The sequence below is a fragment of the Leifsonia sp. NPDC056665 genome, assembly GCF_042791795.1.
Taxonomy (GTDB): domain Bacteria; phylum Actinomycetota; class Actinomycetes; order Actinomycetales; family Microbacteriaceae; genus Leifsonia.
In genome coordinates this window covers 1-14,961 of record NZ_JBHTXK010000014.1, presented here as the reverse complement: position 1 = coordinate 14,961, position 14,961 = coordinate 1, and the positions used below count along the sequence as shown (strand labels likewise).

The window sequence follows — 14,961 nt, the reverse complement described above, 5'->3', positions numbered from 1 at the left end:
CTCACGGGTTCAGTCTATGGCGCGGCACTGGCAGAGTAGGCAGGGTGACCGTCGACGCCGAGCCCCTCGCCCGCCTCCGCCAGCGCACGAGCGAGAAGTGGAGTCTGTATCCGGACGACGTGCTCCCGCTGTTCGTGGCCGAGACGGACTACCCGCTGGCCCCGCCGATCGCCGCCGCCCTGCACGCCGCGATCGACCGCGGCGACACCGGCTACATCGGCGAGGACGACCACGCCAAGAGCGCCTTCGCCCGGTACGCGCGGGACACCTGGGGCTGGGAGGTCGACCCGGGCTCCGCCCTGACGACGACGGACGTGAGCGTTGTCATCGTGGAGGCGCTGCGCATGCTGATCGCGCCGGGCGACCGGGTGGTCGTCACGCCGCCGGTCTACCCGCCGTTCTACGAGTTCATCCCCGAGGCGGGCGGCGTGGTCGAGGAGGTACCGCTCCTGGACGACGGCACGGCCTGGTCCCTCGACCTCGACGGCCTGGAGCGCGCCTTCGCCGGCGGCGCTCGCGCGTTTTTGCTGTGTCACCCGCACAACCCGCTCGGCCTCGTCCACCCGCGGCCGGTCCTGGAGGCCGTGGCCGCGCTGGCCGCCCGGTACGACGTGGCCGTGGTGAGCGACGAGATCCACGCGCCGCTGACCCACTCGGACGAGACCTTCACGCCGTTCCTGTCGCTGTCGGACGACGCCCGCCGTGTCGGTGTCGCGGCGCACTCGGCGAGCAAGGCGTGGAACCTCGCCGGGGTGAAGTGCGCGCTGATGGTCGCGGCGTCGCCGGCCCGGGCGTCGCAGCTCCACGCCCTCCCGATGGAGGTGGAGGTGCGAACGAGCCTGCTCGGCCGGATCGCGACGGAGGCGGCGTTCGACGACAGCCGGGAGTGGCTGGCGGGCACGCTGGAGTCGATCGAGGCGAACCGGGCGCTTCTGGGGCGGTTGCTGGCTACGCACCTCCCGAAGGCCGTGTACCGCGAACCGCACGCCAGCTACCTCGCGTGGGTCGACTTCCGGGGGCTCGGCTGGGGCGACGAGCCCGCCGCGCGCATCCTGGAGGAGGCGCGGGTGGCGCTGGTGCGCGGGCTGGACTTCGGGCGCGAGGGGGCCGGGTTCGCGCGGGTGAACATCGCGTGCTCGCCGGAGGTGCTGACGGAGGCGGTGGAGCGGATCGCGCGCCTCCGCTGAGGCTCCGTCCACTTCCGCCGAAGGGCACGTTGTTGTCACTTAGGGACGTGCAAAGTGACAACTACGTGCCCCTCGGCGGAGGCGCGCACGCTCACCGCACCCGCTCGACCCGCTTCTCGTCCCACATGGGCTCGTCCGCCTCGTACACGTTCCCGTCCGCCCCGAAGACGAGGTACCGGTCGAAGCCGCGCGCGAACCAGCGGTCGTGCGTGACCGCGACGACCGTTCCCTCGTAGTCGGCGAGGCCGTCCTCCAGGGCCTCGGCCGAGACCAGGTCGAGGTTGTCGGTGGGCTCGTCGAGCAGCAGGAGGGTGTCGCCGGACAGCTCCAGCAGCAGGATCTGGAGGCGCGCCTGCTGGCCGCCGGACAGCGACTCGAACGTCTGCTCGGCCGACGCCGCCAGGCCGTAGCGGTCGAGGACGCGCGAGGCGGCTTCCCGGGGCATGCCCGCGCGGCGGTCGTCGCCGCGGTGCAGGATGTCGAGGAGCGTCCTCCCGGCCAGTTCGGGATGCTCGTGCGCCTGCGCGAACAGTCCCGGAGCCACCCGCGCGCCGAGCTTCGCGACGCCGGAGTGCGGCACCGGCGCGCCCGCGACCTCCGCAGAGGCGAGGTGGCCAGCTGAGGGGTCGGGGTCGGTGCCTCCGGCGGCGAGGAGGCGCAGGAAGTGCGACTTGCCCGACCCGTTCGAGCCGAGGACCGCGATGCGCTCGCCGAACCACACCTCCAGGTCGAACGGGCGCATCAGGCCGGTCAGCTCCAGCCCGTGGCACTCGATCACCCGGCGGCCGGTGCGGGCTCCGGTGAGGCGCATCCGCACGTTCTGCTCGCGCGGGCGCTCCTGCGGGGGCCCGGCCTGCTCGAACTTGGCCAGCCGGGTCTGCGCGGCCTGGTACGCGGAGGCGAGGTCGCTGTTGTACTTCGCCTTCTCCTTGAACCGCAGCACGAGGGCCTTCAGCTTGGCGTGCTCCTCGTCCCAGCGCCGCCGGAGCTCCTCCAGCCGCGCCATCCGCTCCTCGCGGGCGGCGTGGTAGCCGCCGAAGCCGCCGCCGTGCGTCCAGGTGGTGTTGCCGGCGCCGCCGAGCTCGAGGGTGACGATGCGGTCGGCGGCACGGGCCAGCAGCTCCCGGTCGTGGGAGACCAGGAGCACGGTCTTCGGCGTCGAGCGGAGCTGCTCCTCCAGCCAGCGCTTGGCGGGGACGTCGAGATAGTTGTCCGGTTCGTCCAGCAGCAGCACCTGCTCCGGACCGCGCAGCAGCGCCTCCAGGACGAGCCGCTTCTGCTCGCCGCCGGACAGGCTCCGCACGCCGCGATGCTGGGCGCGCTCGAAGGGGACGCTGAGGGCGGCGACCGTGCAGTGATCCCAGACCACCTCCTGGTCGTAGCCGCCCGCGTCCGCGTAGTCGGTCAACGCCGTCGCGTAGCGGAGCTGGGTGTCCGTCTCGTCGCGCTCGATGATCGCCTCCTCGGCGGCGGCGAGCGCCTCCGACGCCTTGCGGACGGCCCGGGGCGCGACGAGGACGAGGAGGTCGCGCACCGTCCGGTCGTCGCGGACGTGCCCCACGAACTGGTCCATCACGCCGAGACCGCCGTCGATCACGACGCCGCCGCCGTCCGGCCGCAGTTCGCCGCGGATGATGCGCAGCAGCGTCGACTTGCCCGCGCCGTTCGCGCCGATCAGCGCGGAGACGCTGCCGTCCCCGACCCGAAACGACACGTCGTCCAGGAGCGGCCTCCCGTCGGCGAGCGCGTACGAGACGCCTGAGACGTCGATGTGACCCATGACCGGAATCCTGTCTTCCCCGTGACCAAAGCCTTCCAGCCTAGACGAAACCGCCGCCCAGGCCCAACCCCGTCACCAAAGCAGGACATCCCCGTCCACGACCCCCGAAACGCAGACAACGGAGGACAACCGACCCCACCACGGCCGGATCTCCTCCGTTACCCGACGCTCACGGCCTCCAGCGACCGGATGTCCTCCGTTGGCGACCGGCGTCGGTAACGGAGGAGATCACCGTCCGGGCACCCCCGGAAAGCAGACAACGGAGGAGATCCGGGCCCGGGTGGGCCGGATCTCCTCCGTTGGCGGCGGAGTGGATCAGCGGCGGTAGTTCGGGGCCTCCACGACCATCTGGATGTCGTGCGGGTGCGACTCCTTCAGGCCGGCGGCGGTGATCCGGACGAACCGGCCGCGCTCCTTGAGCTCGGGTATGGTGCGGGCGCCGACGTAGAACATCGACTGGCGGAGGCCGCCGACGAGCTGGTACGCCACGGCCGACAGCGGTCCGCGGTACGGGACCTGGCCTTCGATGCCCTCAGCGATGAGCTGCTCGTCGCTCGGGACGTCCGCCTGGAAGTAGCGGTCGCGCGAGTACGAGGTCTTCTTGCCGCGGGTCTGGAGGGCGCCGAGCGACCCCATGCCGCGGTAGTTCTTGAACTGCTTGCCGTTGACGAACACGAGGTCGCCGGGCGACTCGGCCGTGCCCGCCAGCAGCGAGCCGAGCATGACGCTCTCCGCGCCCGCGACCAGCGCCTTGGCAATGTCGCCCGAGTACTGGAGGCCGCCGTCGGCGATGAGCGGGACGTCCGCCGCGCGCGCGGCCAGCGATGCCTCGTAGACCGCGGTCACCTGCGGCACGCCGACGCCGGCGACGACGCGGGTGGTGCAGATGGAGCCCGGTCCGACGCCGACCTTGATGGCGTCCGCACCCGCGTCGATGAGCGCCTGCGCGCCGGAGCGGGTGGCGACGTTGCCGCCGATGATGTCCACGTGCGAGGCGCGCGGCTCGTGCTTGAGACGGTGGATGATGTCGAGCACGCCGGCGGAGTCGCCGTTGGCGGTGTCCACGACGATGACGTCCACACCCGCGTCGACCAGGGTCATCGCGCGGTCCCAGGCATCGCCGAAGAAGCCGATCGCGGCGCCGACGCGGAGGCGGCCCTCGTCGTCCTTGGTGGCGTTCGGGTACTTCTCGCTCTTGTCGAAGTCCTTGACGGTGATGAGCCCGCGCAGCCGGCCGTCGGCGTCCACGAGCGGGAGCTTCTCGATCTTGTGCTCAGCGAAGATGGCGACCGCGGAGTCCGGGTCGATGCCGACCGGCGCGGTGATGAGCGGCATCCGGGTCATCACATCGCGCACCAGCGTGGTGGAGCGCTCGAACGGGGAGACGAAGCGCATGTCGCGGTTGGTGATGATACCGACCAGCTTGCCGTCGCCCTCCACGACCGGGAGGCCGGAGACGCGGAACTGCCCGCACAGCAGGTCGACCTCCTCGACGGTGGCGTCCGCGGTGGTGGTCACCGGGTTGGTGATCATGCCCGACTCGGAACGCTTCACCTTGTCGACGTTGGTGGCCTGATCCTCGATGGAGAGGTTGCGGTGGATGATGCCGATGCCGCCGTGTCGGGCCATGGCGACGGCCATGCGCGACTCGGTCACGGTGTCCATGGCGCTGGAGAGGAGCGGGGTCGCCATGCTGATCCGCTTGGTCAGGCGAGTCGAGGTGTCCGCCTCGCTCGGGATGACGTCGGTGTGCCCGGGAAGGAGCATGACGTCGTCGTAGGTCAAACCGATGAATCCGAACGGATCCGCCTGGTCCATTTCACCCCTATCAAGGTCGCGCGAGTTGTGGATGATTCATCGTAACGGCACAAGCTGGGCGGTTATTCCGGGCGTGGAACGTCATGGCGCCTCTTTTATGAGCTAAAGCCTTAGCTCATAAAAATCGCGCCGATCATTATGAGCTAGCAGCCCCCTTCACTCCACCGTCGCGAGATCCAGCTCCGCCTGCTTCTTCCCCTGGCGGGCCGCCACGATCATGTCCACGCTGAGGATCGCGAGGGCCAGCCAGACGATCGCGAAGCCGATCCAGCGCTCGGGCGGCATCGCCTCGTTCAGTACCGCGACGCCGACGATGAACTGGATGAACGGCGCGAAGTACTGGATGAAGCCCATGTACACCAGCGGCAGGCGCCGGGAGGCCGCGGCGAAGAACAGCAGCGGCACGGCCGTGATCACGCCGGCGCCGACGAGCAGCACCGTGTGCCACGGACCGTCGCTCCCGATCGTCAGGCCCACCGTGAGGCTGACGACCACGAGCTGCACGATCGCGACGGGTGTCAGCCACATCGTCTCCAGCGTCAGCCCGGAGACGGCGTCGACCCGGCCGCCGACGCGCTTCTTGATGAGGCCGTAGAAGCCGAACGAGAACGCGAGGATGAGCGCGATCCACGGGACCTGCCCGTAGCCGATCGCGAGCACGACGACGGCGATCACGCTGACGCCTACCGCGACCCACTGCGCGACGCGGAGCCGCTCGCGCTGGACGATCACGCCGAGGAACACGGTCACGATCGGGTTGATGAAGTAGCCGAGCGCGGCCTCCACGACGTGACCGCTGACCGTTGCCAGCACGTAGGTCTGCCAGTTGACGTAGATGAGCGCTCCGGCGAGGCCCATCGTGAACAGGACCCTGCGGTCCTTCAGGAGGGCGCCGAACGTGCGCCACGTCCGCGTGACGGTGAGCGCGATCGCGCAGAACACCAGCGAGAAGAGCACCCGCCAGGCGACGATCTCCCAGGCACTGGCCGGCGCGAGCGCCAGGAAGTAGATGGGGAGGATGCCCCAGAGGACGTAGGCGGAGATCGCATAGGTCAGGCCGGACCTGCGGTGTTCGGAGAGGGGCTTCGGCACTCCCACGACACTACTCCGAACCGGGGACACGGACGGATCCGGTGGAGGCCGCGCGAGCCGGCCCGCAGGGACGACGAAGGCCCAGGTGCAACAGCGCCCGGGCCTCGGCCGAAAGGAGGTGCGTCAGCGGACGACGACCGCGAGGACGTCGCGAGCCGAGAGGACCAGGTAGTCCTCGCCGCCGAACTTGACCTCGGTGCCCCCGTACTTGGAGTAGATCACCTTGTCGCCGACGGCGACGTCGAGCGGGACCCGGTTGCCGTTGTCGTCGATGCGGCCCGGTCCGACGGCCACGACCTCGCCCTCCTGGGGCTTCTCCTTGGCGGTGTCGGGGATGACCAGACCGGAGGCAGTGGTCTGCTCAGCCTCGACCTGCTTGATGACGATGCGATCTTCGAGCGGCTTGATGGAGACCGACACGGTTGACCTCTTTCTTTGGTGAACTCAGTCTTTGCGAACTCAATACGTTGCGCGGCTTGCGTTAGCAAACTCGCACGGAGAGTGCTAACACGAGTCTAGGGGGTGCGTTAGCAGTCCCGCAACGTGAGTGCCAGAAGGTACCGTGGTCCACATGGACCGGTCCGAACTCGTCGAGCTGCTGAGCGCCGAAGGCCTTCGGCTGCTCGACTCCCTTCCCCCGTACCGGTCCGAGAAGGACGTGCTGGCGATGGTCACCGACCTCCGCAAGCAGGGCCACTCCCCCGGGCTGGTCGCGGCGGTGCTGACGCAGGCGAAGCTGCGCAAGAAGGCGGTCGGCAAGTTCGGCGAGTTCGCCTCCCGGATGCTGTTCACCGAGGCGGGGCTGGAGCAGGCGACGCGCCTGTCGGTCGCGGCGCGCCACGCCGGCCGGTTCCGGGCGGCTGGGCTGACCCGCGTCGCCGACCTCGGCTGCGGTATCGGCGGCGACGCGCTCGCCCTCGCGGCGCTGGAGCTGGAGGTCACGGCCGTGGAGGCCGACGAGGTGACCGCCGCGATCGCCGCCTTCAACCTCGCCCCCTTCCCCTCGGCGACGGTCGAGCACCGCCGGGCGGAGGACGTGAGCCTGCGCGCGATCGACGGCGTCTTCCTCGATCCCGCGCGGCGGACGCCCGGCCACACCGACACCGACCGGCTGACCGATCCCGACGACTACACACCGTCGCTCGGCTTCGCGTACGAACTCGCGACCGGCCGTTCGGTCGGGCTGAAGCTCGGCCCCGGCTTCGACCGCGACCTCATCCCGTCGACCGCGGAGGCCCAGTGGGTGTCCGCCGACGGGCAGGTCGTGGAGCTCGGGCTCTGGTTCGGCGCGCTCGCCCGCACGGGCATCCGGCGTGCCGCCCTGGTGCTGCGCGGCGACGAGGCGAACGAGCTCACGGCGGAGGCCGACAGCGAGGACGCCGAGACCGGCGAGCTCGGCGAGTACCTCTACGAGCCGGACGGCGCGGTCATCCGCGCGCGCCTCATCGGGGACCTCGCCCGGCGGCTCGACGGACGGATGCTCGGCGACGGCATCGCCTACATCACCGCCGACGAGCCCACGCCGACGCCGTTCGCGGCGGGCTTCCGCATCCTGGAGACCCTGCCGTTCGCCGAGAAGGACCTCAAGAAGGCGCTGCGGGCGCGCGGGATCGGCACGCTGGAGATCAAGAAGCGCGGCGTGGACGTCGACCCTGCCGCGCTCCGGACGCGCCTCAAGCTGTCGGGCGACCGTCCCGCGACCCTGATCCTGACCAGGGTCGCAGGACGTCACACGGCATTGCTCGCCGAGCGCCTCTGAGCCCGACCGGTCAGTACCGGTACGTGTTCGAGAAGCTGGCCAGGAAGATCCCCCAGAAGATCCAGAAGATGATCGCGATGGCGACCGACACGAACCCGAGGATGATCCCGGTGAGCCAGAACCCCTTGGCCCGCGGCTCCTTGGTGCGGCCGATGAAGCCGAGGACGATGGCGGCGACGCCGAACAGGGCGCCGATCCCGAACGCGAGGTTCAGGACGATGCCCAGGATGCCGCCGACGAGCGACAGGATGCTGAGGATCGGCGACTTGGTCGCGGGCGCCGTCGCGTAGGGCTGCGCATAGCCGGGCGCGGGCTGGCCGTAGGCCGGCTGACCGTAGCCGGGCTGGCCGGGCTGCTGACCGTAGGGCTGCTGCTGGCCGTACGGCTGCTGCCCGTAGGGCTGCTGCGGCTGCTGTCCGTACGGCTGCTGGCCATAAGGCTGCTGCGGCTGCTGTCCATAAGGCTGCTGACCGTACGGCTGCTGCGGCGCGCCGTACCCCGGCGCGACCGGCGGCGCGGGCGGCGCGGGAGGCGCCACCGGGGGCGTCGGCGGGACGCCGTCGGGCGCCGCCGCGGGCGGGATGTCGGAGGACGGCGGAACCGGCTGGGCCGGCGTGCTGCCGTCCGTCCCTTCGGGCTCCGGGGCGCCGGACGGGGTGTTCGGATCGGACATGCTGCCCATCTCCCTCTCTGGTGAGTTCCTGAGAAATGTCTGTACTGAATCCATCGTCTCAGTGGGGGGACAGCGTGTCAACGCATGCACATCTCCGGCCGGCTCAGACCTCCGCGACCTGGATGTCCGTGACCGGCAGCGTGGAGTCAGCGCCGAAATCCAGCCGGCTCGGCGCACGGCCGGCCATGATGAGCTGCGCGCCGAGCGCCGCGATCATCGCACCGTTGTCGGTGCACAGCGAGAGGGCCGGGATCCGCAGGGCCACGCCCGCCTCCGCCGCCCGCTGCACTGCGAGCTGGCGTACGCGCGCGTTCGCGACGACGCCGCCGCCGAGCAGCAGGCGCGGCACGTCGTGGTCGAGGCACGCGGCGATCGCCTTCGTGATCAGCACGTCGGCCACGGCCTCCCGGAACGATGCGGCGACATCGGCGACGGGCACCTCATCGCCGGCGTCCTGGCGCTGCTCGACCCAGCGCGCGACCGCGGTCTTCAGGCCCGAGAAAGAGAAGTCGTAGCGGTGCCGCTCCAGGTCCTTCGGCTTGGTCAGGCCGCGCGGGAACCGGATGGCTCGCGGGTCCCCGTCCACGGCGACGCGGTCGATCTGCGGGCCGCCGGGGTACGGGAGGCCGAGCACGCGGGCCACCTTGTCGAACGCCTCGCCCGCAGCGTCGTCGATCGTCTCGCCCAGCAGCTCCACGTCGGAGACCAGGTCGCGCACGAGCAGCAGCGAGGTGTGGCCGCCGGAGACCAGCAGCGCGACGGTCGGCACCTCGACCGGGTGGCCCGGGCCGCCCGCCGCGTCGAGGACGTCCGCCCCGACGTGCCCGACCAGGTGGTTGACGGCGTACAGCGGCTTGCCGAGCGACAGCGCGAGCGCCTTCGCCGCGCCGACGCCGACCATGAGCGCGCCGGACAGCCCCGGGCCGCTCGTCACGGCGATGGCGTCGACGTCGGCGAGCTCGATCCCGGCGTCCGCGACCGCGGTGCGCAGCGTCGGGGTGAGCGCCTCCAGGTGGGCGCGGGCCGCGACCTCCGGGACGACGCCGCCGTACCTGGCGTGCTCCTCCATCGAGGAGGCGATCGTGTTGGAGAGCAGCGTCGTGCCGCGCACGATGCCGACGCCGGTCTCGTCGCAGGAGGTCTCGATGCCGAGCACGAGCGGCCCCTCGCCGTGCGATGCGTCCTGAGCGTCGGTCATGCGATCGTGGTCTCCGGGGTCGGGACGGTCAGGCGCATGACGATCGCGTCCACCCCGTCCGGCTGGTAGTAGCGCGGGCGCACGCCGATCTCCTCGAAGCCGAGCGTGCGGTAGAGGGTCTGGGCGCCGGGGTTGTCGGCGCGCACCTCCAGGAACACCTCGCGGGCGCCGCGGTTGCGCGCCTCCCCGATGAGCGCGTGCATGAGGGCGCGCCCGAGGCCGTGCCGCCGGGCGTGCGGGGCGACCGCGATGGTCTGGATGTCGCCCTCGCCCGCGCCGCGCGGGGCGAGCAAGCCGGCGTAGCCGTCGATGCGATCCGGGTCGTCGAGCCCGACGGCCACCAGGTAGTAGCCATGCGCTCCGGTCACCTCGGAGCGCATCGAGTGCTCCGACCAGGCGTCGGTGACGAAGGTTGCGCGCTCCAGCAGCATGATCGCGTCGACGTCCGCCTCGGTGGCGCGGCGGAGCTGCCACGACGGCGCGCTCGGCCTCGGCTCGCTCACGCGCTCACCCGCTTCGGGCCCGCCGAGAGCGTGACATCCGGCGAGCGCAGGTACAGCGGCTCGTCGCGGTCGAACGGGAGGCCGGCGGCGAACCGCAGTTCGGCGATCATCCCGAGCAGGCCCGCAGAGACGGTAGCGGCCTCCTCGCGCGGCAGGCCGGGATGCGGCAGCGCGTCCGGCTTGTCCAGGCCGGGGCCGTCGAGGCGGACCGGGAGGCCGTGCTCGTCCACGCCCGAATACGCCGTCCAGTAGCGCTCGCGGCGGCGCGCGTCGGTCACGACAAGGAGCGGACCCGCGTGACCGGCCAGGTAGCGCTCGAACGCCACCGCGTCGTGGCTGACGACGGGGACGAGCGGGCGGCCGGCGCCGAACGCGAAGGCGGTCGCGGCCGCGATGCCGACCCGGAGGCCGGTGAACGGACCGGGCCCCATCCCCGCCACGACGCCGGACAGCGCGTCCGGTCGCGTGCCGGAGGCGTCGAGCGCCGCGGCGATCAGGTCGCCGATCACCTCGGCGTGCCGCATCGTGTCCGGCTCCGTCACTTCGGCGAGGATGCCGCCGTCACGGTCGACCACGGCGACGCTCGTGCCCGCGGAGGTGTCGATGGCGAGGAGCATGCCTCCAGCCTAGGCGGGATGCGCGCCCCTGCGGACTCGGCGGCTCCCCCGTGTGCGAAGCTGTCGGCATGGCGTCCTCCCCGTCCGGCTCCCTCGTCTCGGCCGACGTGCGCCGCCACAACCTGGCGCTCGTGGCGCACCGGCTCGCGCAGCAGGGCCCGCTGTCGCGCAGCCAGCTCGCGGACACCACCGGGCTCGCCCGCGGCTCGGTGACCGCGCTCGTCGCCGCGCTGGTGGAGGCGGGGGTCGTGCGCGAGTCGGAGGAGCTGGAGGCCGCGCCGCGCGGGTCCGCCTCCCGTGGCCGCCCGCTCACGCTGCTGCGCCTGGCGGCCGACGACGTCGCCCTCCTCGTCCTCCAGCTCGACGCCGACCAGGCGACCGCCGTGCTCACGGCGGTGGACGGACGCGCGCTGTTCCGGGCCTCCGAGCACCACGGCAGGCCGATGGGCGACCCCGGGCGGGTGCTCGACGTGCTCGCCCGCGTGCTGGCCCGCACCCTCGACGCCGCCGCCGGACTCGGCCGGCGCGTGGTGGACCTGACCGTGGTGGTGTTCGCCCCGATCGGCGGCACGCCTCCCGTGGTGGTGGCCGACACCGACTTCGAGTGGGGCGAGGTCGACGTGCTCGGCGGGCTCCGGCAGCGGGTCCCCGAGCTGCCGCCCGCCACGCTGGCGAGCGACGGCACGGTCGCCGCGCTGGCCGAGCTCGCGGAGCTGGAGGCCGCGGGCACGGGAGTCCGCGACCTGGTCTACGCCAAGAGCAACTCGGGCATCGGCGGCGCGGTCGTCGCGGAGGGCGCGCTCGTCGCGGGCGCCCACGAGTTCGCGGGGGCGTTCGGCCACATCGCGGTCGACCCGCATGGTTCCCGCTGCCTGTGCGGCCAGCGGGGCTGCCTGGTCACCGTCGCCGGCCCCGACGTCGTACTGGCCGCGGCCGGGCTGACGACGGAGGTCGCCGAGCGCGGGCTGACGGAGGCGCTGCGCGAGCTGGTCGACCGCATCCACGCCGGCGAGCCCGCGGCGAGCGCAGCCTGGGAGGCCGCTCTTCCGTGGATCGCGCACGCCCTGCGCATCGTCTCGATGACCGTCGACCCGGAGGTCGTCGTCCTCGGCGGCTATTGGGCGCAGTTGGCCGGGTCCATTGCGGAGGCCTTCGCGCAGAACGGCCCGGCGATCGCCTCGACGGCCACGCCGATCGCGGTGGTCCCCGGCCTCCTGGGCGAGGACGCCGCCCTGATCGGCGCCGCGCGCGTCGCCCGGGGCGTGCTCCTCGATGACCCCCTGGCTCTGGCGGCCACCGGTCCGACTTCCGTCACGATTTGATTCGACGCTTGAATTAATCGCGGCGATGCGTCATGCTTACGCGGGTAATCACCTCCCGAAAGGACCGACCGTGACGACGATGTCATCGAGCTCACCAGACCCCGCGCCCCTCTCCGCAGCCGTCGGCGCAGACACCTCTCCCGACGCGGTGGACACCGCGGGCACCGTCAGCCCGCTCGCCCGCCGCGGCCTGCTCCCCTCGCTCGCGATCACCTCCCTCGTGCTCTTCGCGACCTACACCGGCCTGATCAGCGTGCTGCTGCCCAACCAGGTCACGAACATCGACCCTGCGCACAAGGTGACCAACCTCGCGATCGTGACCACGACCTCCTTCGTGTTCACGCTGTTCGCGCAGCCGATCGTGGGCGCGTTCAGCGACCGCACGCGGTCCAGGATGGGCCGCCGCGCGCCGTGGATGGTGATCGGCACCGCCGTCGCCGCCGCGTTCCTGATCGGGCTCGGCTCGCTGCAGTCCATCCTCTGGATCACGGTCTTCTGGGTCGTCATCCAGGTGGCGCTCAACGCGATGCAGGGACCGCTCAGCGCCATCACGCCCGACCGCTTCCCGCGCAGCCGCCGCGGCGTGGCCTCCGCCATGGTCGGCGTCGGCACCATGGCCGGCAGCACCATCGGCGTCATCGTGGCGGGCATCCTCGCCGCGAACGTGGGCCTCGCGTACTCGGCCTTCGGGATCGTCGTGCTCCTGGTCACGCTCGGCTTCGTGCTGTTCAACCGCGACTACTCCAGCAAGAACATCGAGCTGCCGCCCTTCCGCTGGAGGGCGTTCTTCGCCGGGTTCTGGATCGACCCGCGCAAGCACCCGGACTTCGCCTGGGCCTTCGCGGCGCGGTTCCTGTTCATCCTCGGCTACTTCGTCGCCTTCAGCTACCAGCTCTTCATCCTCACCGACTACATCGGGATGTCGCTGAAGCAGGCCAACGCCCAGATCGGCCTGATCAGCATCGCATCGCTGGTCACCACCGTCGTCTCGGTGGCGCTCGCCGGCTGGCTGAGCGACAAGCTCGGCCGCCGCAAGGTCTTCATCTACGTCGCGTCCGTGCTGATGATCATCGGACTCGCCATGCCGCTCCTCATGCCGACGATCACCGGGATGCTGCTCATGTCCGCGATCAACGGCTTCGGCTTCGGCCTCTACATGGCCTGCGACACGGCCCTGATGACCGAGGTGCTGCCCGGCGGCGGCGTCGCAGCCGCCAAGGACCTCGGCATCCTCAACGTGGCGACCAACATCCCGCAGGCGCTGAGCCCCGCGATCGCTGCGCTGCTGATCGGCGCCGTCGGCGGCTATCCCGCGCTGTTCGTCTTCGCGATGGTCTGCGTCGCGCTGGCCGCCCTCGTCCTCATCCCCATCAAGTCCGTCCGCTGAGAAGGAGAACCCCGTGACAGACAGCACCCTCGACCGACCAGAGGTCACCACGACGGGAGGCCGCGTGCGCGGCCGTTGGCGGGACGGCTCGGCCGCCTTCCTCGGCATCCCGTTCGCCGAGCCGCCGGTCGGCGACCTGCGCTTCGCCGCCCCGGCCCCGCACCGCCCGTGGGACGGCGTTCTCGACGCCGGCGAGCACGGCGCGACCCCGCAGCGCAAGGCGCTCGCGGAGATCACCCTCATCCCCGAGCCGTCCTACCCCGGAGGGTCGACGCTCAACGTGGACGTCTTCACGCCGCGCCCCGGTGACGCCGACGCCAAGCTGCCCGTGCTGGTCTACATCCACGGCGGCGGCTACGTCGCCGGGTCGCCCGCCAGCCCCTGGTACGACGGCGCCGCCTTCAACCGCGACGGGGTCGTCACGGTCAGCGTCTCGTACCGACTCGGCTTCGACGGCTTCGGCTGGATCGAGGACGCGCCGGCGAACCGCGGCGTGCTCGACTGGATCCTGGCGCTGGAGTGGGTGCGCGACAACATCGCAGCCTTCGGCGGCGACACGGCGACGGTCACGATCGCGGGCCAGTCGGCCGGCGGTGGGGCGGTGCTCACCCTCCTGACGGTGCCGCGCGCGGCGAGTCTGTTCCAGCGGGTCTACTCGATCTCCGGCACCACGGCGAGCGTGAGGCTGGAGGACGCCGAGCGCTACGGTCGCGCCCTCGCCGCCGCCGCGGGAGTGGAGCCCACCCGGGCCGGGCTGTCCACACTCACCGAGGAGCGCATCCTGGCGCTGCAGGGCGAGGAGGACGCGGTCACCTCGCCGGAGGCGCCCGCGGACCCGATGGCCCCACTGCGGGCACTGGCCTCCGGGTCGGCGCTGCGCTGGGCTCCGGTCGTGGACGGCGACCTCGTTCCCGCTCCCATCGCCGAAGCGATCGCGGACGGGATCGGCGCGGACAAGGCGCTGGTGCTCGGCGCGACCGACAACGAGTTCAACATGGCCGTCGCCGACCTGCGCGAAGCACTGGCCAGGACGGACCCGGCCGGCCTGCTGGCCTCCATCGGTGTCCCGGAGGTGGCGGCAGGAGCCTACGTCGCAGGCCACCCGGGGCTGGACGCCGCCGGAACCCTCGGGCAGTTCGTCACGGACACCATGTTCCGGGCGCCGGCTCGCGAGATCGCGGAGTCCCGTGCAGCAGCCGGCGCCCCCGCCTGGGTCTACCGGTTCGCGTGGACGTCGCCGACCTTCGGCGCGGCCGTGCACTGCCTCGACGTGCCGTTCTTCTTCGACTGCCTCGGCAGCGAGCGGGTGGGCTACATCGCGGGCGAGCAGCCGCCGGCCTCCCTCGCCGACGACGTGCACGGGGCGGCGGTGCGGTTCATCGCGGCGGGCGACCCGGGATGGCCGGCCTACCTGCTGCCGGAGCGCGACGTGCAGGTGTTCGACGTCCCGACCACGGTCGTGGGGGACGGCCTGGCCGACGTCGGCGTGCTTCAGAGCGCGCGCTGACGTCACCGCCCGCGCCGACGGAGGCGACGCCGTCGGCGCGGGCACACTCCTCCACCGCGCCCTCGAAGGGCACGTAAACGCCCCTAAAACCGCGTTTTAGGGGCGTTTACGTGCCCTT

At 71.7% G+C, this 14,961-nt stretch carries 13 protein-coding genes; 5 read left to right on the top strand and 8 right to left on the bottom strand.

Annotation, left to right across the window (positions count from 1 at the left end; genetic code table 11):
* Positions 1-44: 44 nt before the first annotated feature.
* Entirely contained in the window at positions 45-1,187 is a 1,143-nt protein-coding gene (locus ACFQ9V_RS13680; RefSeq protein WP_382459680.1) for a MalY/PatB family protein, read from the top strand.
* A gap of 91 nt (positions 1,188-1,278) precedes the next feature.
* Here the strand turns inward: ACFQ9V_RS13680 and ACFQ9V_RS13675 are convergent, their stop codons facing one another.
* The 4 genes from ACFQ9V_RS13675 to groES form a co-directional block, all read right to left on the bottom strand.
* Positions 1,279-2,967, bottom strand: a complete 1,689-nt coding sequence (locus tag ACFQ9V_RS13675; protein WP_382459679.1) for an ABC-F family ATP-binding cassette domain-containing protein — start codon at positions 2,965-2,967, stop codon at positions 1,279-1,281.
* Between the two features lie 315 nt (positions 2,968-3,282).
* On the bottom strand, positions 3,283-4,785 hold the full coding sequence (guaB, locus tag ACFQ9V_RS13670; RefSeq protein WP_382459678.1) for an IMP dehydrogenase: 1,503 nt from the start codon (positions 4,783-4,785) through the stop codon (positions 3,283-3,285).
* Positions 4,786-4,941: 156 nt separating this feature from the next.
* A complete protein-coding gene (gene rarD / locus ACFQ9V_RS13665) occupies positions 4,942-5,877 on the bottom strand; it encodes an EamA family transporter RarD (RefSeq protein ID WP_382459677.1) in 936 nt (311 codons plus the stop codon).
* A gap of 123 nt (positions 5,878-6,000) precedes the next feature.
* A complete protein-coding gene (gene groES / locus ACFQ9V_RS13660) occupies positions 6,001-6,297 on the bottom strand; it encodes a co-chaperone GroES (RefSeq protein ID WP_055894868.1) in 297 nt (98 codons plus the stop codon).
* Between the two features lie 151 nt (positions 6,298-6,448).
* On the opposite strand from groES, the gene ACFQ9V_RS13655 reads away from it, so the two are divergent.
* Positions 6,449-7,636: an SAM-dependent methyltransferase gene (locus ACFQ9V_RS13655; RefSeq protein WP_382459676.1), complete on the top strand. Its 1,188-nt coding sequence runs from the start codon at positions 6,449-6,451 to the stop codon at positions 7,634-7,636.
* 10 nt (positions 7,637-7,646) lie between these two features.
* On the opposite strand, the gene ACFQ9V_RS13650 is transcribed toward ACFQ9V_RS13655, so the two are convergent.
* The 4 genes from ACFQ9V_RS13650 to tsaB all read right to left on the bottom strand — a co-directional run bounded on the left by ACFQ9V_RS13650 (position 7,647) and on the right by tsaB (position 10,627).
* Entirely contained in the window at positions 7,647-8,309 is a 663-nt protein-coding gene (locus ACFQ9V_RS13650; RefSeq protein ID WP_382459675.1) for a DUF4190 domain-containing protein, read from the bottom strand.
* Positions 8,310-8,412: 103 nt separating this feature from the next.
* A complete protein-coding gene (gene tsaD / locus ACFQ9V_RS13645; RefSeq protein WP_382459674.1) occupies positions 8,413-9,507 on the bottom strand; it encodes a tRNA (adenosine(37)-N6)-threonylcarbamoyltransferase complex transferase subunit TsaD in 1,095 nt (364 codons plus the stop codon).
* Positions 9,504-9,938, bottom strand: a complete 435-nt coding sequence (gene rimI / locus ACFQ9V_RS13640; RefSeq protein ID WP_382459754.1) for a ribosomal protein S18-alanine N-acetyltransferase — start codon at positions 9,936-9,938, stop codon at positions 9,504-9,506. Before rimI ends, tsaD begins: the two co-directional genes overlap by 4 nt.
* Before the next feature lie 68 nt (positions 9,939-10,006).
* Entirely contained in the window at positions 10,007-10,627 is a 621-nt protein-coding gene (gene tsaB / locus ACFQ9V_RS13635; protein ID WP_382459673.1) for a tRNA (adenosine(37)-N6)-threonylcarbamoyltransferase complex dimerization subunit type 1 TsaB, read from the bottom strand.
* 68 nt (positions 10,628-10,695) lie between these two features.
* Here tsaB and ACFQ9V_RS13630 point away from each other — a divergent pair, with 68 nt between their 5' ends.
* From ACFQ9V_RS13630 to ACFQ9V_RS13620, 3 genes are all read left to right on the top strand, one after another.
* Positions 10,696-11,949 (top strand): ROK family protein, encoded by a 1,254-nt coding sequence (locus ACFQ9V_RS13630; protein ID WP_382459672.1) that lies wholly within the window; start codon positions 10,696-10,698, stop codon positions 11,947-11,949.
* Positions 11,950-12,028: 79 nt separating this feature from the next.
* Complete coding sequence (locus ACFQ9V_RS13625) at positions 12,029-13,336, top strand: MFS transporter (RefSeq protein ID WP_382459753.1); 1,308 nt, start codon at positions 12,029-12,031, stop codon at positions 13,334-13,336.
* A gap of 13 nt (positions 13,337-13,349) precedes the next feature.
* Positions 13,350-14,843 carry a carboxylesterase/lipase family protein gene (locus ACFQ9V_RS13620; protein WP_382459671.1) on the top strand — a complete coding sequence of 498 codons (1,494 nt, stop codon included), beginning with the start codon at positions 13,350-13,352 and terminating at the stop codon, positions 14,841-14,843.
* Positions 14,844-14,961: the final 118 nt, after the last annotated feature.

Coding starts and splice junctions, on each gene's coding strand:
- ACFQ9V_RS13675 (WP_382459679.1), bottom strand. CDS start 2,967: ATGGGTCACATCGACGTCTCAGGCGTCTCGTACGCGCTCGCCGACGGG.
- guaB (WP_382459678.1), bottom strand. CDS start 4,785: ATGGACCAGGCGGATCCGTTCGGATTCATCGGTTTGACCTACGACGAC.
- ACFQ9V_RS13655 (WP_382459676.1), top strand. CDS start 6,449: ATGGACCGGTCCGAACTCGTCGAGCTGCTGAGCGCCGAAGGCCTTCGG.
- ACFQ9V_RS13650 (WP_382459675.1), bottom strand. CDS start 8,309: ATGTCCGATCCGAACACCCCGTCCGGCGCCCCGGAGCCCGAAGGGACG.
- tsaD (WP_382459674.1), bottom strand. CDS start 9,507: ATGACCGACGCTCAGGACGCATCGCACGGCGAGGGGCCGCTCGTGCTC.
- rimI (WP_382459754.1), bottom strand. CDS start 9,938: ATGCTGCTGGAGCGCGCAACCTTCGTCACCGACGCCTGGTCGGAGCAC.
- tsaB (WP_382459673.1), bottom strand. CDS start 10,627: ATGCTCCTCGCCATCGACACCTCCGCGGGCACGAGCGTCGCCGTGGTC.
- ACFQ9V_RS13630 (WP_382459672.1), top strand. CDS start 10,696: ATGGCGTCCTCCCCGTCCGGCTCCCTCGTCTCGGCCGACGTGCGCCGC.
- ACFQ9V_RS13625 (WP_382459753.1), top strand. CDS start 12,029: ATGTCATCGAGCTCACCAGACCCCGCGCCCCTCTCCGCAGCCGTCGGC.